The following is a 21,270-nucleotide window of genomic DNA, read 5'->3' as shown; positions in this document are numbered from 1 at the left end:
ACGTGATATATACAAGAAATCAGCAAATTTTCCGCTTAAAACCTACTAGAAAAAGCTTTAATAAATTTAGCTAACCGATGGTACACAGCAGATAGAGTTTTTTTGTACAATAGCCGCATAAATTATTGAGTATTGCGCATGAGCTCCCAAAATTCTCCCAAGAAAAAGCCACTGGTTAATTTACCGTTTCCATTAAAACAGGCAGAACAATCTGCTTCAGATGAAGTTCTGGAAGATCTGCGACCTAAACCGCAGCGTTATGCTGATCGGACCTGGATGCCACCTCGTGGTACACGCCGTTCAATGGGCAAACGTTAATAAATAAAAAAGCTATGAAGTTCATGGCTTTTTTATGAGTAAAATTTGAGATTTTCTTAGCGAACTGTTTTACGCGCCTTATTTTCAGGTTTTGGCGGGGCAATCTCACGATCGCCTTTCCAGACATCAATAAAGTCTTTTTCATTGATATTATAAAGTTCCAGTAGCGCCAGAATTACGGCACCAAACAGCATGGAACCTTCAGAATTATTCTGGAAATCAAAAATCTTGCCATTCAGGTTATGCAGAATATCTTCAATCTCGAATACACGGTCACGACCATTGCTATCGACCGGATAAATCTGAGTATTGAGCAGAATCTTGGCCAGACTCTTTTCATTATCGGTCAGTGCCAGAACATCAATCAGCTCATCTGTCGCCGGAGTAAAAATCACTGAATCCCGGAAGATGGTATGCAGGAATTGCGACGTAATTTTCGGAAGCGCTTTTTCTACAAAAGGCCGGAATGATTGCGGGAAAATGACATTGTGAGAAATGCCTTTAAACATCGGAGCGATTTCTTCAACTTTATAACCTGCAATGCCACAACCGACCGAAGTAATAAAATATTTAATTTTAGGATGGTTCTTGGTGTAAATCTTGAAGTCATCAATATAGTGCTGGATCTGTGAGAGAGGCATCTGTTGCAAATGCTCATTCATAGTCGGAATAGCATAACTTTGACCCGCCCAGCCACGACCAACCCCCATGACCGCCCCAAAATGCTCATAAGCTGTTCGAGCTGCACCTCCGGCATGTTGTCCGGCTAAATTGCTTCCGAAAACAAATACCGTATTTTCTGGCAGAGATTTAACAATACTTTCATCGTGATAATGGTAAGTCATGGCTTTTTTATTCGATGTCCTGATTAGCTTCATGTTGCCTTTGAACGCTATAAGGGTCAAGGTGAAATTAATCTTTATTACCTCATCAGATAAAGCAGAACTTTATACAGAAATTTTGGCTAAATATTGAATAAGCCAGAATGAGGTAAGGAACCGAATCAAAACTTATACTGATTCAATTTTGATAGAAAAGATTAGAACTAAAATGGTTTTAGGCTACGAAAGCATAATATTTCACTCGATTTATTTTACTAAACAGAAACCTGGATAGGGATTGAGTAATTCAATTTTACCCCCATAATAAATTGAGTCGATATCCGCAGTGAAATTATTAAAGCTATGAGTGATAAACAACCCTTTGAACTGGTGACTAATTATCAACCTGCTGGCGATCAGCCACAGGCCATTGAAAAGCTGGTCAAGGGTATAGAAAAAGGCTATCACGATCAGCTTTTGCTGGGGGTTACCGGTTCAGGTAAAACCTATACTATGGCCAATGTCATCGCCCGTACCCAGCGTCCGACTATTGTCATGGCCCATAACAAAACGCTGGCTGCACAGCTCTACGGTGAATTTAAAGCATTTTTCCCGAATAATGCGGTTGAATATTTCGTCAGTTATTATGACTACTATCAGCCAGAAGCCTATGTGCCATCTTCAGATACCTTTATCGAGAAAGATGCGGCGATTAATGACCACATTGACCAGATGCGTCTTTCGGCCACCCGTGCACTTTTAGAACGACGTGACGCGATTATTGTTGCTTCGGTGTCTGCAATTTATGGTCTGGGTGATCCGAATGCTTATATGAGCATGCTGCTGCATGTGGTGGAAGGGGATCGCATTGGTCGTGATGATATTATCCGTCGTCTGGTCGAAATGCAGTATTCACGTAATGAACTGGAATTCCTGCGTGGTACATATCGTATCCGTGGTGAGATCATTGATATTTTCCCAGCCGAATCGGATCAGGATGCCATCCGGATTGAACTGTTTGATGATGAAGTCGACTCCATTCGCTGGTTTGATCCTTTAACCGGGAAAATGATCCGTAAAGTGCCGCGTGTCACGATCTATCCTAAAAGTCACTATGTAACACCGAAAGACAATCTGGCTCGCGCGATTGAAACGATTCGAGATGAGTTAAAAGAACGTCTGGTCTTTTTCCGTGAAAATGACAAGTTGCTGGAAGCTCAGCGGATCGAGCAGCGTACCCGTTATGATCTGGAAATGATGCAGCAGCTCGGTTATACCAACGGGATCGAAAACTATTCACGTCATTTATCGGGTCGTCCGGCAGGCGAAGCACCGCCGACACTTTTTGATTATGTGCCTGATGATGCCTTGCTGATTATTGATGAATCGCATGTGACCGTTCCACAAATTGGAGCCATGTACAAAGGTGACCGTTCCCGTAAAGAAAATCTGGTGAATTATGGTTTCCGCTTGCCAAGTGCGCTGGATAACCGTCCGATGAAATTTGAGGAATGGGAACGTATTGTACCGACGACCGTGTACGTCAGTGCCACACCTGCAAGATATGAAATGGAAAAATCTGAACAGGTGGTCGAGCAGGTGGTTCGTCCAACCGGTCTGATTGATCCGGAAATTGAAATCCGTCCAGTCCTGACTCAGGTCGATGATGTACTGTCTGAAATCAATATCCGTAAGGAAATGAATGAACGTGTGCTGGTGACGACATTGACCAAGCGCATGGCAGAAGACCTGACGTCCTATTTAAAAGAATATGGAATCAAGGTTGCCTATTTGCACTCCGATATTGATACCGTTGAGCGTGTGAAGATTATTCATGAGCTACGTACCGGTGTGCATGATGTTCTGGTCGGCATTAACCTGCTACGTGAAGGTCTGGATATGCCAGAAGTTTCACTGGTTGCAATCCTGGATGCGGATAAAGAAGGTTTTCTGCGTTCAGAACGTTCATTGATTCAGACCATTGGTCGTGCTGCGCGTAACTTGAAAGGTAAAGCGATTTTGTATGCGGATCGTATCACTGATTCAATGCAAAAAGCCATTGATGAGACTGAACGCCGTCGTGCCAAACAGATTCAGTTCAATGAAGAGCATGGTATTACACCACGTAGTGCAGTACGTCAGGTGATTAAGGAAATTGATACGGGTGAAGTGCTGGATGATGAAACTATTGAGCTGAAAGCTTCGGATCAGGCCCGTGCGATCAGTGCAGATGAACGCCATATCATGGCCGATCCAAAGATGTTCGCGAAGCATATCAATAAACTGGAGAAAGAAATGCTCAAGGCTTCAAAAGAGCTACAATTTGAGCAGGCTGCACGTATACGGGATGAAATTTTACGTTTAAAAGCGCAGATGTTAAGTTAGGTCTGTGTGTAAATTACAGATTTAAATTACGTAAAATCAATCACAAACCTAACATAATGCTACAAAGTATGTCTGCGGATGTCGCTATTGTAAGTACGAAATATTCATATTGAAAATTTTGTCCTGATCAAATAGGTATCGTATGACAACTAAAAATAATCTGCCTCATGCGGGATTGAAACTTGCAAAAATTGCAGTGGGTGGTGCAGTTCTACTTGGACTCGGGGCTGCAACCATGGCTTATGCCAAGAACGATTCTTTACCCACTGTAGAGAAAGTTGAACTGGACCGTTATTTGGGCATTTGGTATGAAGTGGCTCGTAAACCACTTACATTCCAGAACAAGTGTGATCGTGATGTTACGGCGACGTATACATTAAATGAAAATGGTAACGTTAATGTAGATAACCGTTGTATCCAGAAAAATGGTCAGGTGACCCAATCCGTAGGTGAGGCATACATTCAGAATGCACCTTATAACACCAAGCTCAAAGTAAGTTTCTTACCAGAGTTTATTCGCTGGTTGCCAGTGGGCCGTGGCGATTATTGGGTTTTGAAACTGGATGATAATTATCAAACCGTACTGGTAGGCGAGCCTAAACGTAAATATATGTGGGTATTGTCACGTGATCCTCAACTTGATCAGAACGTGGTGAATGAATACCTGCAATATGCGCAATCTGTGGGTTATGATTTGAGTGATGTGATACATACCAAACAGACCCAACAGGCAAGAAAATAAAAGGCCAATCGGGTTATGTATAAAAAACCCTGCTTCGGCATGGTTTTTTTAATCCAGCTCTTTTTTGAATTATATATTTTGCCTTGCTATTACCTTTGGTCAGATGAATCTTCAAGCTTTATTTTAGACTAATCGTTATAATGTGCTGGAATGATCTTGGGTTTGAAGCATGTATAAAGGTATTGCATTATCGGTATTGGCATCAGTGGTATTTGGTGTTCTTTATATATTCACGCCATTGTTGCAGCCTTTAGACAGTGAACAGACCTTTGCCTGGCGGATGCTGGCGACCATTCCATTTTTGACTGCGTTCATGTGGTGGTCAGGCGATTTGAGTCATATCACTCATATTTTTAAACGCATTCTCAAAGAGCCTGCTTTTCTGATCTGGTTGATCATCAGTTCCCTGTTATGTACGACACAGTTGTGGCTCTTTTTATGGGGACCAATTAATGGCCGCGGTTTACAGGTATCCCTGGGATATTTCCTGTTGCCTTTAGTCATGGTCTTGGTCGGATGTGTGCTCTATAAAGAGAAGTTGTCACGCTGGCAAATGGCAGCAGTCGCACTGGCCATATTAGGTGTAGGACATGAAATCTGGAGGATCGGTTCGATCGCGTGGGAAACGGTGTATGTAGCACTGGCATATCCGCTGTATTTCTTTATGCGCCGTAAATTCCAGACGGATCATTTGGGCGGTTTCTGGTGGGACCTTTTCATCATTCTGCCTGTCGCGATTTATCTGGGCTTTATTCATAGCGATTCCATGCAATTAATTCTTAATGCACAGCATTTGATTTTTGCGGTATTGGGTCTAGGCTTTTTAAGTGCGTTAGGATTGGGAAGCTATATTCTGGCGAGTCGCTATTTGCCTTTTGTCATCTTTGGGTTATTGAGCTATTTAGAACCAGTACTTTTGGCTTTTGCGTCTATGGCATTAGGGGAGCGGGTTGAAGCTGGCGAATGGCTGACTTATCTTCCGATCTGGCTGGCCGTCGTATTGTTGGTGATTGAAGGTATACTACACATTATTGAACAACGAAAAAGACGCTTGGCACTAGCACAAAATTTAGAGCGTTATCAGAAGCGTTTAGATTCTTGAATGATAAATTTGACCGAATAAACAACATTTAACAAAAATCTGGTTTTTACAGGGAATAGAGGAACTTTCAAATTTTGAATGCAAAATCATCTGACTAATTACAATTATTTTCAAAATTTATAGTGAATATATCGGATTTTCGGCCAGAGTTAATCAGCTTTTGATTCAAACTTGCGGCCAATTCCATTACAATTATCGGGTTTTGAAATTTATGCTTAGATTTACAATTAATTAGAGGACGTATCTGTGAGCAAAGACACTATCGTTGCCCTCCATGCAGAGCACCAAGGTCGTTGGAAAAACCGTGAAGAACTTGCGGAACGTATGATTGCCCTAGTAGGTCAGTTATATCGTGAAAAAAATATCGTAGCTACAGTTTACGGTCGCTCTTTAATTAACCGTTCTGTAATTCAGATCCTTAAAGCGCATCGTCGTACTCGCGTATTAGACGTTGAGCTTTCTGTTGTAGACACTTTCCCAATCCTTGAAGCATTGGCAAAAGTGGAAAACATCGGTACTGCTGAAATTGATCTAGGTAAACTTGCTGTTGAATTCAAAGCGAAAGGTGGTGATGTTAACGCATTCGTTGCTGATGCTGTGAAATCACTTGAAGGCAATGCAACTTCTGTTGAAGGTAAAGACGTTGTTCTTTACGGTTTCGGTCGTATCGGTCGTATCCTTGCCCGTTTGATGATCAGCCAGTCAGGTCTAGGCCGTGGCTTGAACCTGAAAGCAATCGTAGTTCGTAAATCATCTGACGGTGACCTTGAAAAACGTGCGTCTTTATTACGTCGTGACTCAATCCATGGTCCATTCGCGGGTACGATTTCTGTAGATGAAGAAAACGAAGCAATTATTGCAAACGGTCAGTTCATCAAAGTGATCTATGCATCTAATCCATCTGAAGTGGATTACACTGCATACGGTATCGAAAATGCATTAGTGATCGATAACACTGGTAAATGGCGTGATGCTGAAGGTCTTGCTCAACACCTTAAATGCCCAGGCGCTGCCCGTGTAATTCTGACTGCACCTGGTAAAGGTGACATGAAGAACGTTGTATTTGGTGTGAACCAGGCTGACATCCTTGATGAAGATCAAATCATCTCTGCTGCAAGCTGTACAACCAATGCGATTACTCCAACATTGAAAGTGTTAAACGACAAATACACAGTGATCAATGGTCACGTTGAAACAGTTCACTCGTTCACAAACGACCAGAACCTGATCGACAACTACCACAAAGCTGACCGTCGTGGCCGTGCTGCAACATTGAACATGGTCATCACTGAAACTGGTGCTGCTAAAGCAGTTGCGAAAGCACTTCCTGCACTGAAAGGCAAGTTGACTGGTAACTCTGTACGTGTTCCTACACCAAACGTATCTCTTGCGATCCTGAACCTGACTTTAGATAAAGAAGTTGATCGTGATGAAGTGAATGAATACATTCGCCAAATCTCAATCAATTCTAACCTTCAAGGTCAAATCGGTTATACAAACTCTACTGAAGTTGTATCTTCTGACTTTATCGGTTCGCGTACTGCAGGTGTATTCGACGCTCAAGCGACAATCACTTCAGGCAACCGCTTAACTGCTTATGTTTGGTATGATAACGAAGTGGGTTATAGCTGCCAGGTATTACGTATTGCTGAACAAATGGGCGGCGTAAGCTATCCAAAAGTTCCTGCTGAAACTAATGCATAATTAGTATTGAGCTGAAAAAAGGGCCTCATTTGAGGCTCTTTTTTATTGCATGTTTTTTAGGTTTAAGTTTTGGATTTAAATAGAATTAATTTGAAAAATCACCTTGATACGTCCATATGAATCTGTTAACTTACAAATGGTAAGTACATTAAAAATAGTAAGTAATAACTAAAAACTGTGATCAAGAAAGGAACTCTTCAATGACCAAGTATGCAATCAGTCCATTGTTGGGACAGGTGCTATCTAATGAATGTCCATCCCGTGAAATACTGGAACATCTCACTAATAAATGGTCAGTGCTGGTATTGCGCTGTTTAAGTGAGGGCGTACATCGCTTTAGTGAGTTGAAACAGCGAATTGAAGGGGTCAGTGAAAAGATGCTGGCACAAACCTTAAAAATGCTGGAACAAGATGGTTTTATTTTAAGAACGGTATATCCGGTTGTACCCCCTAAAGTGGAATATCAATTGACCATTACCGGTTCGCAAGCGGCAGAAAAAATAAATTATTTGATTGGCTGGGTAGAGCGGAGTTTGCCAGAGATTTTGGAAAATAAAGAGCGTGTTGCTAAATAAAACTTAAATTGCTTTTGGGGAAGCAATAAATGGATAAATCAGAAAATTTAGTTGCTCGATTATTGGCAGTGTACGCAATTATCCTAACTTTATGCATCGCTATTTATGCGATCTTTCAACTTTTAGAAGTTGATCTCACTTTAGCGACTAATCTTTTACTTTGGTCAGCTGCAATCTTTGCTCCAATAGCCGTATTAATGACTTATACAAGCTGGAGAGAGCAGAAAGGGAGTGAAATTCTATCTAGTATGTCTAAAGATAATTATGCATCTTTGCTTGCATTAGAGAGTCATTTGATAAATGTAGCAAATAGCGTGAAATATCAATTTAGATCATGGCAATTAAGTGAAAATAGAGAAAAACTTTTTAATAACCAGTATCTTTTTGAAATTGAAAAATTAAAAGATCGAACGTCTTCACTTAAAAAGAATCTGGATATGATAGTTCGGTATCAAAAGGAAAATATAGAATTAAAGACATTGGTAAATAATTTTAATTCTGAATGTGAGTTGGTGAATGAAGGTATAAAAGAACTCTGGGACCATATTGGAACATATGGTAACGATGATACTTACTTTAAAGCTAATTATTTAAAATATGAAAATGATTTTGATATGACAGTAGGTGAAGCTAATAAATCGAGTCAAGAGCTTAGAAATTATCTCATCAACCTTGTTTTTTATAAAACTTAATAAGACAGTTTCTAATTTTCTTTTGGATTACAAATAAGTTATTTTTTCAAAATCAACTCAATCAAAGAGTAAAACACAATCAAGAAAATTAAGCTTAAAGCAGTAAATCACTTCAACTATAAGAAAAGACCTAACTCAAATCTAAGCCAAGTACAAATATTTTTTTGATCTTTATTTTGTATAAGTTCCTCACAATAATTTCTTGATAAATCGTCAATCTGTATCAGCTTTTTGCTTGAATAATATAAAATAATCTTAAATTGGGTCTTCTTCATGGAAAGCCCAATAAATATAGTCGAGAAATGCTTTAAAATATGGCAGAATAGGCGGTTTTTAAAGTTTTTAGAGGATTGGCATTATGCGCTTTGTTGATGAAGCAGTCATTACCGTAGAGGCTGGCGACGGTGGCAATGGCGTAGCCAGTTTTCGCCGTGAAAAGTTCGTACCATTTGGTGGTCCAGATGGTGGTGATGGTGGTCGTGGCGGCAGCATTTATATTCAGGCTGACGACGACACGAGTACCCTTGTAGATTATCGTTATACCCGTAAATTTCGCGCTGAACGTGGTAAAAACGGTGCTGGCGCAAACTGTGCTGGTCGTGGTGGCGAATCAGTTATTTTAAAAGTTCCTGTGGGAACAACTATCGTCGATTCAGAATCTGGCGATATTATTGGAGATCTGGTTGAAGACGGCCAGAAAGTATTAGTGGCACATGGCGGCCAAGGTGGTTTGGGTAATACCCACTTCAAATCATCAACCAACCGTTCTCCGCGTAAATGTACGCATGGTACCAAAGGCGAATTCCGTGAAATCCGTCTTGAGCTGAAAGTGCTGGCTGATGTTGGCTTGCTCGGTATGCCGAACGCAGGTAAATCAACCTTTATTCGTGCAGTCTCCGCAGCAAAACCAAAAGTGGCGGATTATCCATTTACAACCATGGTGCCTAACCTGGGTGTAGTGGATGCGGATCGTCACCGTTCATTTGTAATGGCGGATATTCCAGGTCTGATCGAAGGTGCGGCAGAAGGTGCAGGTCTCGGGATTCGCTTCCTGAAACATTTGGCACGTACCCGTATTCTGCTTCACATTGTAGATGTTCAACCGATTGACGGTTCAGATCCAGCTTACAATGCCAAAGCGATTTTGAATGAGTTGCAAAAATTCTCCCCAACACTTTCAAAATTACCAGTGGTATTGGTTCTGAATAAGGTCGATCAGCTTGCTGTAGATACTCGTGACGAATGGTGTAATCACATTCTTGAAGAATTGCAGTGGGAAGGTCCTGTCTTTAAAACTTCAGGCTTAACGGCTGAAGGCACTAAGGATGTGGTGTATTACCTGATGGATCAAATCGAGCAGCAACGCGAACGCGAAGTTGAAGATCCTGAATACGCAGCAGAGATGAAAGAATTCCGTGATCAGCTTGAAGCTGAAACACGTGAACAAACGATTGCTGCGAAAGAAGCTTATCGTGAAATGCGTCGCGCTCAACGTCTGGGTGGCGATGACTTTGATGATGAAGATGATGACGACAGCGACGTAGAAGTATATTACGTACGTTAATCTTTTAAAGATAAGTCTGAGGACAAGATGATAGAAGTGGTAGATGGGCAACGTCAGCTCAAGGGTTGTAAACGAATCGTTGTTAAAATCGGATCATCTTTACTCACAGCAAACGGGCAAGGTTTAGATTTAGATGCGATCTCGCATTGGGCGGGACAAATCGCGGATCTACACAATGCCGGACACGAGATTATTCTCGTTTCTTCCGGAGCTGTGGCTGAAGGTATGGTTCGAATGAAACTTGAGAATCGACCCACCGATCTACCCAGTCTTCAGGCTTGTGCTGCCATTGGTCAAATGGGTTTAATCCAGACCTGGTCAAGTGTACTGGAAAAACACAGCATTCAAACCGCTCAGGTATTATTGACTCATGATGATCTGGCAGACCGTCGTCGCTATCTCAACTCTTGTGATGCTTTGCAACACTTGATTGACTGGCATGTGATTCCAGTCATTAATGAAAATGACACGGTTTCTACTGATGAAATCCGCTTTGGTGATAACGATACACTCGCAGCGATGGTCGCAGGTCAAGTTCATGCAGATCTGCTGATTATCCTGACCGATCAGGAAGGCATGTTCGACTCGGATCCACGTTCTAATCCGAATGCTAAACTGTTCCATACCGTTCGTGCCATGGATGAAAGCCTGTTTGATATGGCAGGCGGCGGCGGAAAATTTGGTCGTGGCGGTATGCTGACCAAAGTCCGTGCTGCTCGTCTGGCTGCCAAGTCTGGTTGTCCGACATTAATTGCCAGTGGTGATAGTGACAATGTTTTATCGCGCCTGATGGCGGGTGAAATGCTGGGTACGTTATTTATCACTGATGATGATCGTATGACTGCACATCAGCAATGGTTAGCAGCGCATCTGCAAACTGCAGGTCGTCTGGTGATTGATGATGGTGCGGTTAAAGCCATCAAAGAAAATCACCGTAGCTTGTTGCCTGTCGGTGTCAAAGCGGTAGAAGGACATTTTGACCGTGGTGATGTAGTGGAATGTGTCGATCGACAAGGTCACCGTATTGCTGTAGGACGTGTCAACTTCAGTTCGCGTTCAGCGGAAATTGTCAAAGGTCTGGCATCAGATAAAGTGCATCAGGTCTTGGGTGAAGCACGTTCTTTAGAGATGATTCATCGCAATCATATGGCGATTTACTAAATCTTCGGTCTATAAAAAAATCCCGCTTTCGAGCGGGATTTTTTTATGACATTTGGATTAAGTTTATTTAATCCATCCCATTCGAATAAAAGGCTTAAACAGGAATTGATGAATACTGAAAATAAAGCGCATGATTTTATTCTCATATTTCCACCAGAGCGGTAAGCCGGCAAGATTGACTGCTAAAGCAATCAGGAATGCTCCCACCATATCAATCGGAAAATGTACACCCACATAAACTCGTGACCAGGCTACCAGCCAAGCAGTCCAGAGCAGGATTCGTCCCAAATCACGTTGTACTGAGAAATAATAGGCAAAGGCAATCCCGCTGAAAATACTCATGTGGTTGCTTGGGAATGAACCTGTAGGCGCATGTTCAATCAAAGTTCGGCCAACTTCCATGACAAAAGGGCGAGGTGTGTTTAGAACGGTAGATAATACCTCGCTAATCGACAAGGTAATTGCTGTGAAGATTGCAGCTTTAATAATCCCGGTTTTTACTTCATGACTACCACGCAGCCAGGCAATAGCAAAAATCAGCAGGAATACATACACCAGATCATGCGCTATCAGACTGGCATAGTTAATCATCCAGATCGAGGCTTGGTCAGGTACATTGAGAAGATGAAACAGATACAGGTTCAATTGATCGAGTGACATGAGGAGAGAGGGTTGACACAAATGTCCGTTACTCTAAACCGATCAAAGCTCAATTCATATCTGAGTTTGTATGAATTTGTAGCATTGATTTTTCAGAGAATATTCACATGATAAAAAAACCACTCAAAAGAGTGGTTCTTAAAAGTCTGAGGAATATAATGAAGTCTTATTTAAACTGAATCGCCCCATTCGCGCTGACGGTCATTTGCGATTCACCCGCCGCAAATTCCTGCTCAGGAACCGCCATATCAGCCGATGCAGATTTCATCATGGCCATGCGCGGTACTGGCTGTGGTGAATAATTGTTAGTATTCAGGTTTAAGTTCACCAGTTGATAACTCGGTTTGTTCCAGGTCTGGGTGAGTGCCTGTGCGCGTTGCTGGAAGTTTTTGGTGGCTTCAATTATCAGTTCGCTTTCAACTTTTTTACGCTTTTCGTCTGATACTTTAAAGTTAATCGACTGGGTCTGGAAGTGCTGTTGTAATTCGGCAATCAGTTGAGATGTCGCTTTAAAATCTTTCGATTCCAGACGAATTTGGGCACGACCACGCCATTCTTTCAATTTACGGTTGTCATTGTCATAAATAGGGTAAGTACTTTGTGCCCCAGTCTCGATTTTCACAGTTGGATATTTGCGTGCTGTGGCGATCGCCTGACTCATCAGCTGGTTAATTTGAGTGGCCAGTTCAGCTGGTTGTTTGTTGGATTTTTCAATATAAAGCACAGCATGCATTTCATCATTTGAGATTTCACGGCTGGCCTCTGCTGAAAGATTAACAACATTATAATTCAGAGATTCAGCAGGAGCTGCGAATGTGCCTGTGGAGAGGGTGCTGGCAAGGATCAAACTGGTAAGTGCTAAGAGACGCATGAAATTGTCCTGTTTTTCTTAAAATTGGCCATCTAAGCCGTTGTTAAAATATTAAATCTCAATTGTGATCTTTTTACGAAATATTTGTCGTAAGAGTGTTAAATTTTCTTTAATTTTATCTCATTATTTAATTTATATTTATTATTAATAATTAAATACTTAATAAATAATTTTAAGATTGATTACCTGAATACCGCCTGCGCTACAAAAAAGCATAAAAGAACACGCTTTTCTTTCTGCTGTCACACTGTAAGATGATGATTTAGGGGATGGATTAGCATGATATTTTTTTTCGATAAAGATTAGGACAAAATGTGACTGAAAGTTGTTTATTTTCCTGAAAAATTCGGTATCATCCGCCTCCTAGTTGTTCGAATACAAAACTGCTAGCTAGAACCTTTATAAAGCGCCGAGTCAAAGGACCAAACGTCACCAGACTTATTTCTTTCACCCATATCAGAGATGGTAATTCGATATGAGCGTTACTTCTGTAAACCCTGCCACCAATTCCACAAACGAATACTACTTGACTCGCCAAAGTCAGATGGAATCGAATGTGCGTAGTTATCCACGTAAATTACCGTTAGCGATAGCGAAAGCACAAGGTTGCTGGGTTACCGATGTTGAAGGTACTGAGTACCTTGATTGTTTAGCTGGGGCAGGGACGTTGGCTTTAGGCCATAATCATCCTGCAGTCATTCAAAGTATCCAGGATACAATTGCAAGCGGTTTACCATTGCATACCCTGGATCTTACTACTCCTTTAAAAGATGCTTTTACCGAAGCACTTCTTTCTTATCTTCCAGGTGGCCAAGAAGAGTACTGCTTGCAGTTCTGTGGTCCATCAGGTGCAGATGCAACTGAAGCCGCGATTAAACTGGCGAAAACCTTTACTGGTCGTAGCTCAGTGATCAGCTTCTCTGGCGGTTATCATGGTATGACTCACGGTGCATTGGCAATGACAGGTAACCTGTCTGCGAAAAATGCAGTGAACGGTTTGATGCCGGGTGTACAGTTCATGCCGTATCCGCATGAATACCGTTGCCCACTGGGTCTTGGCGGTGAAGCCGGTGTTGATGCTCTGACTTACTACTTTGAAAATTTCATTGAAGATGTAGAAAGCGGTGTGACCAAACCTGCAGCTGTAATCCTTGAAGCGATTCAGGGTGAAGGCGGTGTGGTAACTGCGCCAGTAAAATGGTTGCAAAAAATCCGCGAAGTGACTGAAAAACACAACATCGTGTTGATTCTTGATGAAGTTCAGGCTGGTTTTGCGCGTTCAGGCAAAATGTTTGCATTCGAACACGCAGGGATTGAACCTGATGTCGTAGTGATGTCTAAAGCCGTAGGTGGTAGCTTGCCGCTTGCCGTACTTGGTATTAAACGTAAGTTTGATGCTTGGCAACCTGCTGGTCATACCGGTACTTTCCGTGGTAACCAATTGGCGATGGGTACAGGTCTTGCAACGATCAATACCATTAAAGAACAAAACCTTGCGCAAAATGCACAAGAACGTGGTGATTTCCTGCAAGCTGAACTGAAAAAACTGGCTGCTGAATTCCCATGTATCGGTAATGTACGTGGTCGTGGTCTAATGATTGGTGTTGAAATCGTCGACGAGCGTAAACCAGCGGATCATATGGGTTCTTTCCCTGCTGATGGCCAATTGGCTGCAGCAATTCAAACCGCTTGTTTCAACAACAAACTGTTGCTGGAAAAAGGTGGGCGTAATGGTACAGTAATCCGTTTACTTTGCCCATTGATCATCACTCAGGCTGAGTGTGAAGAAGTTCTGGTTCGCTTCAAGAAAGCGGTTGCTGAAGCTCTAGTCGCAGTTCGAGGCGCGTAATTCATGGTAGATTTTGCAGAACACCGTAAAGCGTTACTCTGCAATGATGCTGCATCTATCGCTGACTATGAGTCGGCGATGGATCAGGCGACCAAAGCGGTTGCAGCATGGTTGCAAAACGACAAGATGTATACCGGCGGTAGCATCAAGGAATTGCGTAGCGCAATTGCGTTCAATCCTTCTAAAGAAGGCTTGGGCGTACAGAAATCTTTAGAGCGTATGGTTGAGCTATTCCTCAACAAGAGCTTGAAAGTACATCACCCGCATTCGCTTGCGCATTTGCATTGCCCGACGATGGTCACCAGCCAGATCGCGGAAGTGCTCATTAATGCCACTAACCAGTCAATGGACTCTTGGGATCAAAGCCCGGCAGGTTCTTTGATGGAAGTGCAGCTGATTGACTGGCTACGTCAGAAAGTTGGCTATGGCTCAGGCCAGGCAGGTGTGTTCACTTCTGGTGGTACGCAATCCAACCTAATGGGCGTATTGCTGGCGCGTGATGCCTGCATCGCGAAAAACTGGAAAGATGAAAACGGTAATCCGTGGTCGGTTCAGCGTGATGGTATCCCAGCGGATGCAATGCGTAACGTCAAAGTCATCTGTTCTGAAAATGCGCACTTCTCTGTGCAAAAGAACATGGCGATGATGGGCATGGGCTTCCAATCTGTCGTGACTGTGCCTGTGAATGAAAATGCTCAGATGGACGTTGATGCGCTGGAAAAAACCATGGCGCATCTTCAGTCTGAAGGCAAGATCGTGGCATGTGTAGTCGCAACAGCGGGTACGACTGATGCTGGCGCAATTGATCCACTGAAACAGATTCGTGAAATCACCAATAAATATGGCGCGTGGATGCATATCGACGCAGCATGGGGTGGTGCGCTGATCCTGTCGAATGACTATCGTTCTATGCTGGATGGTATCGAGCTGTCTGATTCTGTGACACTGGATTTCCATAAGCATTACTTCCAGACCATTTCATGTGGTGCATTCTTGCTGAAAGATGAAGCGAATTATCGTTTCATGCACTATGAAGCAGAATACCTGAACTCTGCTTATGATGAAGAGCACGGTGTTCCTAACCTGGTATCGAAGTCTCTACAAACGACTCGTCGTTTTGACGCGTTGAAATTGTGGATGACCGTAGAAGCGCTGGGTGAAGAGCTTTATGGCTCGATGATCGACCATGGCGTAAAATTGACTCGCGAAGTGGCAGATTACATCAAGGCAACTGATGGTCTGGAACTTCTGGTTGAGCCACAATTTGCATCGGTATTATTCCGTGTGGTTCCAGCAGGCTATCCAGCTGAGTTTGTCGATGCCTTGAACCAGAACGTCGCAGATGAACTGTTTGCGCGTGGTGAAGCGAACATTGGCGTCACCAAAGTCGGTCAGGTTCAATCTCTGAAAATGACCACTTTGAGTCCGGTTGCAACGCTTGATAATGTGAAGAACCTGTTGGCACTGGTGCTTGCAGAAGCGGATCGTATCAAGGATTCAATCGCTAATGGTACTTATACACCGCCAATCGCATAAGCTGTGATGGTGTGAAAAAGGAGATCGTTAAGATCTCCTTTTTTATTGGAATTTGGCTGACACATAGATAATGATTTTTAAATAAAATTAAGCTGCAAATAAAGGACTAAAACCTTTTTTCCTTAACAGTTTGCGGTACATGCTGGAGCTACGATCTGCCGGGAAATGTGCTTCCAGAGATAAGTCCAGTGGTAAAAACTCAGGCTTCTGATTTTCGACAATCAGACGATCTTCTTCAAAAATCTTCAGATTAAAATCATAGGCTTCTTCGATGGGTAAGTCTTTATCATAATTACGACAGATAGGAGCAAACAGTCGGGTCTCACGGGCGGTCATCGGTGAGGCAGCATTCATAATCACCTGTTTGGTATCATTAGGGAAATGGATGGTCAGGGTCGCGGTAAAGGGCAGACTAATTTCAAAATGTCGTAGCCATTTAAAATCTTCCTGACCACGCTGATCTAACCCAATCGGATAACGGCCAACACTGCTGATATAGTCGGCACTGAAACCATATTTAGTTTCTGTTGTGGTGTAATTCGGGACTTCAACATCATTCGGATCACCAAAGGTATCCGGATGTACCCAGGCAAAATGGGCTACATCAATAAAGCCTTCTAGCTGTCTGCCAGCAAAACATTTGATGTCGACTTGTGGGCAAACCAGTTGCTGATAATCTGCATCGTTCCAATAAGGCATCATTGGAATATTCGGTTCAGTGTCTTTGTCAGCTGTCAGTGAACACCAGATCAGACCATAACGTTCAACCGCGGCATAGGTCCGTAAATGAAACCGATCTGAAATTTTATGCTGTGGATGTGCAGGGATACGGTTGCATTTACCTTGTGTACCAAAACGCAAGCCATGATAAGGACAGACCACGCCTTGACCATCATTTTTTCCCAGACTTAAGGGCACACCACGATGCGGACAGGCATCCTTGGCCACGATCAGTTCATCCTGCATCTTATAAATGACCAGTGACATATCTAGAAGCATTGTTCCTAACGGCTGTTCAGAAACATCACGGGCTAAGGCCACTGGATACCAATATTGAGCCAGGAGATGCCAGTCATGTTCTTCAAATGTCATGTGAATCGGTAAATCGGGATTGAAAACTGGAATGGTGGTGCTGTTCATGGTGCTATCACTGTAATTCTTTATTTCAATATAGACCAATGTGATGTTCTACGAAATTTCAAAGATCAGGACATGCTGTTGCATAAATTCGAACAGGATGTAAGGAAGAATGAGCTATAGGCAAAAAAATTAAAGGAAGCGATATTTGAAGCGCTTAGAAGCATTCTGAAAGATGCTTATTCTATTTTCCATGCACACAATGTGTATTCAGGGCTTTATACCTAATGTGATATGCAAGCTCCATTCAGACAAAATCAGCTAATGTCAGGGAACAACAAAAATATCTGATTCAGGATGAAGAGATGACTAATTTGCATGTATCCCAACCCGTTGGCTGTATTATTCAAGGAAAAATGGTACAAGGCGCTGCCGAAAGTTTTGTGGTGATCAATCCTGCTGATGAGCAGGTATTGGCCCTATGTTCCTCTCCCTCGGAAGCACAAATTGAAGACGCCATCCGTAGTGCCGAGCAGGCTTTTCATCAATGGAAAAATACGGATGATGCCACGCGACAGTCAATCTTGCATCGTATTGCGGATCGTATTGAAGAACATCGGGAAGAGTTAGCGCGTTTGGTGGTGCAGGAGCAGGGCAAACCTTATGCGCTGGCTGAATTTGAAGTCGGTGGGGCCATTGCCTGGACCCGCTATCAGGCAGAACTCAAGATTGAAACTGAAATCTTACAGGATGATGCCAATAAACGGATCGAACTGCATCATCGGCCTTTAGGGATTGTGGCATCGGTCACTCCATGGAACTGGCCTTTAATGATTGCTGTCTGGCATATAATGCCGGCAATTCGCGCTGGCAACGTAGTGATCAATAAGCCTTCAGAATTTACCCCATTGTCGACCCTTCGACTCGGTGAGTTGATTCAGGAAGAAGTTGCACCTGGAGTGGTATCTATACTTACTGGAGGCGGTGAGGTCGGTGCCAAGCTGACCAGTCACTCTGCAATTGCCAAAGTGGTATTTACCGGTTCGACCGCAACTGGTCAAAGAATCATGCAGAACGCAGCTGCGACTTTCAAGCATTTGACACTAGAACTTGGTGGCAATGATGCAGGCATTGTTTTGCCAGATACCGATATTCAGGCAATGGCAACCCAAATCTTTCATGGAGCTTTTATCAACATGGGCCAGACCTGTGCAGCGTTGAAACGCCTGTATGTACATGACAGTCAGTATGATGCACTGGCACAGGAATTAGTAAAAGTCGCGCAGCAACAGTCTCTGGGAGATGGTTTAGCCGAGACAACTACTTTTGGTCCGGTACAAAATATTAAGCAATACCAAAAAGTTCAGGCCATGATTCAGGAAGCCCGGGATGAAGGGGCAATAGTCATGACATCTGGTCAGAATCTACCGGATACAGGTTATTTTATTGCACCGACGATTGTGACCAATGTAAGCCCAGATAGCCGTCTGGTGCAGGAAGAGCAGTTTGGTCCGGTATTACCTTTGATCCGTTATCACGATATTGAAGAAGTACTGACTGAAGCCAACAATACGGATTTTGGTTTAGGTGGTTCAATCTGGTCATCCGATCTGGAGCAGGCGCAGCAGTTTGCTCAACGGCTGAGTTGTGGTACGGCATGGATCAATACGCATGGTGAGATTTTCCCGCATGTACCTTTTGGCGGATGGAAGCATTCAGGCATCGGTGCCCAGTTCGGACTGAGTGGTCTGCTCGAAAATACGATTCAGCAGGTTGTTCATATCAATAAAAATTAAATCAAAAAAAGCTCAAGTTAAACTTGAGCTTTTTTCTTTTACTTAAAATATATCAACGTAATAAAGGGCGGGCAGCCTGAAAATCAAAATGTAATTGCTTGAATTTATTTAAGACAATATAAGATTTGATATGACCAATAAAATTACAGCTCAGCAATTTTTCAGTCACAAAATTTGCCAGCATTTCCAGATTTTTAGCGCCTACTTTTAACATGAAATCTGCATCACCACTTAAAGAAAAAGCTTCCTGAATGGCTTCTTCTTCTTCAATCAATTGTTGAAAAGCGATCTTGGCTGCTGCGTCATGTGTTTTGAGATTGACCTGAACCATAGCCAAAACTGCAATTCCCAAAGCTTCAGGATGAATGCAGGCGCTATAACCCAAAATAATTCCTTTTTGCTCCAGCAGCTGACGCCGTCTAGAACATTGAGAGGCTGACAGACCGATTAAATCCCCGATTTCCTGATTCGTCAGGCGCCCATTTTTTTGCAAAGCCTGGATGATTTTCCAGTCAAATTTATCCATTGCATCCATTGCGCTGAATCCTTATCCGATACACGTTTTATGTGTTTTTGAATCATTGTGACTTGCATTATGCACGAAATCAGAAAATGAAATGCAATATTCTGTAATTGAAGCATAATAAGTGATAGGGAAAATAATAATGTTTATGGAAATTGGTCAGTACCTTAATCAGCGCCTGCAAGAACTAGGAATTCAGCATATTTTTGGTGTGCCAGGTGACTTTAATCTCTCCTATTTAGAACAGATCGAAATTGATCCAAAACTGGAATTTATCGGTAACTGTAATGAGCTAAACGCAGCCTATGCAGCAGATGGTTATGCACGTCTGCATGGTGTCGGTGCTTTGCTCACCACTTATGGTGTGGGTGACCTGAGCGCGATTAACGGCATTGCAGGTGCATATGCCGAGCAGGTTGCCATGGTGCATATTTCCGGTATTCCGCCTTTACATGCCGTAGAACAGGGTGCTTTGTTACACCATACCCTGATCGATGGTGATTATGACAATATCATGAACTGCATGCGCGAATTTACCGTGGCACAGACGCGTTTGACTCCAGCCAATGCAGTGAGTGAAATTGACCGGGTATTGAAGCAATGTATATTGATGCGTCGACCGGTTCATATTCAGCTTCCATCGGATATTACCCATCTCCAGATTAAAGTGCCAAAGCAGCCTCTAGATCTGAGCCGACCCCAAAGTGATCCAAAACTTCTGCAAGAAACTGCGACACGGATAGCCAAACGTATCAAACAGGCACGTCAGCCAGTTCTGCTCATTGACAATGAAGCAGAAATTTTCCAGCTTACCGATATGCTGCAAAATTGGGCTGAGCGCATGCAGATTCCCTATACCTGCCTGTCTACTGCCAAAAATATCATGAATGAAAGTCATCCCTTATATGCGGGTATTTATGCAGGTGCAGCAAGCGCAGCATCGACTTGTCAGCTGGTGGAGCAGTCAGATTGCCTGATTGCCATTGGACCACGTTTTACCGATGTTGCCACAGCATTTTTCTCACATCGTGTATCCGCACAAAATATGCTGTATCTGGCGGATTCCTGTCTTTGTCTGGATGGGCAGATGATCAGTGGACTGGATTTAGTTCAATTGATCCAAGCCATCTCAAAACAGACTTTAGATGATCAACCACGTACTTTTAATCCTGCACCGAAACCATCGTTACAAACTCAACAGATCGAAGAAAATACTGCGCTTAGCCAAACTGCACTCTGGCAGCAAATTTCTGAGTTCTTACAGGAAGATGATGTGATTGTGGCAGAAGTGGGCACTGCCAATGCAGGTTTATCAGGATTGACTTTACCTGTGACTGCTAAGTATCTGGTTCAGCCGATCTGGGGATCGATTGGTTATACCTTGCCTGCTTTGCTTGGCAGTATGCTTGCTGCACCGAAGCGCCGTCATCTGTTATTTATTGGGGATGGTTCGATTCAGCTGACCATTCAGGAGCTTTCTACCTTATTAAGAGAAGGCTTAAAACCTGTAATTTTTATTTTAAATAATGGCGGCTATACCATTGAACGTTTGATTATGGGTGAAAATGCCAAGTACAACGATATTCAGAACTGGCAATACAGCCAGTTTGCCCAAGTCTTTTCTGCAGATACCCCGCATCAGGCTCATATAGTCAAAACCCCGGCAGAATTAAAGCGTACACTCGCACAGGTTCATCAGGCTGAGGAATTATGTCTGATTGAACTGCAACTCCCACGTATGGATGCGCCACAACGCTTAAAACAGTTCGCTGAAGTCGTGGCACGCTATGACTATGGTGAATATGGTTATAAGCAGCTGGTTGAGCAGAATACACCTCCCTACAAAAAGGCAATCTAGCAAAATGTAGAAATTAAAAAAAATTGTTCACAAGGA

Annotated in this window: 18 protein-coding genes; 13 read left to right on the top strand and 5 right to left on the bottom strand. The window is 42.8% G+C overall.

Annotation, left to right across the window (positions count from 1 at the left end; translation table 11 throughout):
• Positions 1-138 precede the first annotated feature (138 nt).
• A complete protein-coding gene (locus tag B3Q46_RS13560) occupies positions 139-318 on the top strand; it encodes a hypothetical protein (protein ID WP_004782731.1) in 180 nt (59 codons plus the stop codon).
• A gap of 56 nt (positions 319-374) precedes the next feature.
• Here B3Q46_RS13560 and B3Q46_RS13555 read toward each other — a convergent pair whose 3' ends face one another.
• Entirely contained in the window at positions 375-1,163 is a 789-nt protein-coding gene (locus B3Q46_RS13555; RefSeq protein ID WP_034580895.1) for an A1S_2505 family phage non-structural protein, read from the bottom strand.
• Positions 1,164-1,502: 339 nt separating this feature from the next.
• Between B3Q46_RS13555 and uvrB the strand changes: the two genes are divergently transcribed.
• The 8 genes from uvrB (at position 1,503) to proB (ending at position 11,064) form a co-directional block, all read left to right on the top strand.
• Complete coding sequence (gene uvrB / locus B3Q46_RS13550) at positions 1,503-3,524, top strand: excinuclease ABC subunit UvrB (protein WP_286716227.1); 2,022 nt, start codon at positions 1,503-1,505, stop codon at positions 3,522-3,524.
• Between the two features lie 142 nt (positions 3,525-3,666).
• Positions 3,667-4,266 carry a lipocalin family protein gene (locus B3Q46_RS13545; protein WP_034170046.1) on the top strand — a complete coding sequence of 200 codons (600 nt, stop codon included), beginning with the start codon at positions 3,667-3,669 and terminating at the stop codon, positions 4,264-4,266.
• 169 nt (positions 4,267-4,435) lie between these two features.
• Positions 4,436-5,368, top strand: coding sequence for an EamA family transporter RarD (gene rarD / locus B3Q46_RS13540; protein ID WP_286716226.1), 933 nt, complete (start codon positions 4,436-4,438; stop codon positions 5,366-5,368).
• A 246-nt stretch (positions 5,369-5,614) separates the two neighbouring features.
• Entirely contained in the window at positions 5,615-7,072 is a 1,458-nt protein-coding gene (locus B3Q46_RS13535; protein ID WP_286716224.1) for a glyceraldehyde-3-phosphate dehydrogenase, read from the top strand.
• Positions 7,073-7,272: 200 nt separating this feature from the next.
• Positions 7,273-7,647 (top strand): winged helix-turn-helix transcriptional regulator, encoded by a 375-nt coding sequence (locus B3Q46_RS13530; protein WP_159123113.1) that lies wholly within the window; start codon positions 7,273-7,275, stop codon positions 7,645-7,647.
• 29 nt (positions 7,648-7,676) lie between these two features.
• A complete protein-coding gene (locus tag B3Q46_RS13525; protein WP_286716222.1) occupies positions 7,677-8,339 on the top strand; it encodes a hypothetical protein in 663 nt (220 codons plus the stop codon).
• Positions 8,340-8,697: 358 nt separating this feature from the next.
• On the top strand, positions 8,698-9,903 hold the full coding sequence (gene cgtA / locus B3Q46_RS13520) for an Obg family GTPase CgtA (RefSeq protein WP_004782712.1): 1,206 nt from the start codon (positions 8,698-8,700) through the stop codon (positions 9,901-9,903).
• Positions 9,904-9,930: 27 nt separating this feature from the next.
• Positions 9,931-11,064, top strand: a complete 1,134-nt coding sequence (gene proB, locus B3Q46_RS13515) for a glutamate 5-kinase (RefSeq protein WP_034170044.1) — start codon at positions 9,931-9,933, stop codon at positions 11,062-11,064.
• A 63-nt stretch (positions 11,065-11,127) separates the two neighbouring features.
• Here the strand turns inward: proB and B3Q46_RS13510 are convergent, their stop codons facing one another.
• On the bottom strand, positions 11,128-11,724 hold the full coding sequence (locus tag B3Q46_RS13510; protein WP_286716220.1) for a phosphatase PAP2 family protein: 597 nt from the start codon (positions 11,722-11,724) through the stop codon (positions 11,128-11,130).
• 166 nt (positions 11,725-11,890) lie between these two features.
• On the bottom strand, positions 11,891-12,595 hold the full coding sequence (locus B3Q46_RS13505) for an SIMPL domain-containing protein (protein WP_005234925.1): 705 nt from the start codon (positions 12,593-12,595) through the stop codon (positions 11,891-11,893).
• Positions 12,596-13,070: 475 nt separating this feature from the next.
• On the opposite strand from B3Q46_RS13505, the gene B3Q46_RS13500 reads away from it, so the two are divergent.
• Both B3Q46_RS13500 and B3Q46_RS13495 read left to right on the top strand, forming a co-directional pair.
• The gene (locus B3Q46_RS13500; RefSeq protein WP_005234927.1) at positions 13,071-14,444 is read left to right on the top strand and encodes a diaminobutyrate--2-oxoglutarate transaminase; all 1,374 of its coding nucleotides are present in this window, start codon (positions 13,071-13,073) and stop codon (positions 14,442-14,444) included.
• A gap of 3 nt (positions 14,445-14,447) precedes the next feature.
• The gene (locus B3Q46_RS13495) at positions 14,448-15,980 is read left to right on the top strand and encodes a pyridoxal phosphate-dependent decarboxylase family protein (RefSeq protein ID WP_286716218.1); all 1,533 of its coding nucleotides are present in this window, start codon (positions 14,448-14,450) and stop codon (positions 15,978-15,980) included.
• An 87-nt stretch (positions 15,981-16,067) separates the two neighbouring features.
• Here B3Q46_RS13495 and B3Q46_RS13490 read toward each other — a convergent pair whose 3' ends face one another.
• Entirely contained in the window at positions 16,068-17,120 is a 1,053-nt protein-coding gene (locus tag B3Q46_RS13490; protein WP_286716216.1) for an aromatic ring-hydroxylating oxygenase subunit alpha, read from the bottom strand.
• Between the two features lie 302 nt (positions 17,121-17,422).
• On the opposite strand from B3Q46_RS13490, the gene B3Q46_RS13485 reads away from it, so the two are divergent.
• Positions 17,423-18,853 (top strand): aldehyde dehydrogenase family protein, encoded by a 1,431-nt coding sequence (locus B3Q46_RS13485; protein ID WP_414631446.1) that lies wholly within the window; start codon positions 17,423-17,425, stop codon positions 18,851-18,853.
• A gap of 52 nt (positions 18,854-18,905) precedes the next feature.
• Here the strand turns inward: B3Q46_RS13485 and B3Q46_RS13480 are convergent, their stop codons facing one another.
• Positions 18,906-19,379, bottom strand: a complete 474-nt coding sequence (locus B3Q46_RS13480; RefSeq protein ID WP_034703664.1) for an Lrp/AsnC family transcriptional regulator — start codon at positions 19,377-19,379, stop codon at positions 18,906-18,908.
• A 139-nt stretch (positions 19,380-19,518) separates the two neighbouring features.
• Between B3Q46_RS13480 and B3Q46_RS13475 the strand changes: the two genes are divergently transcribed.
• Complete coding sequence (locus B3Q46_RS13475; RefSeq protein WP_286716213.1) at positions 19,519-21,234, top strand: alpha-keto acid decarboxylase family protein; 1,716 nt, start codon at positions 19,519-19,521, stop codon at positions 21,232-21,234.
• Positions 21,235-21,270: the final 36 nt, after the last annotated feature.

Source organism: Acinetobacter sp. UBA2581 (genome assembly GCF_002339435.1).
GTDB lineage: Bacteria > Pseudomonadota > Gammaproteobacteria > Pseudomonadales > Moraxellaceae > Acinetobacter > Acinetobacter variabilis.
This window is presented reverse-complemented; position numbering and strand designations above follow the sequence as displayed.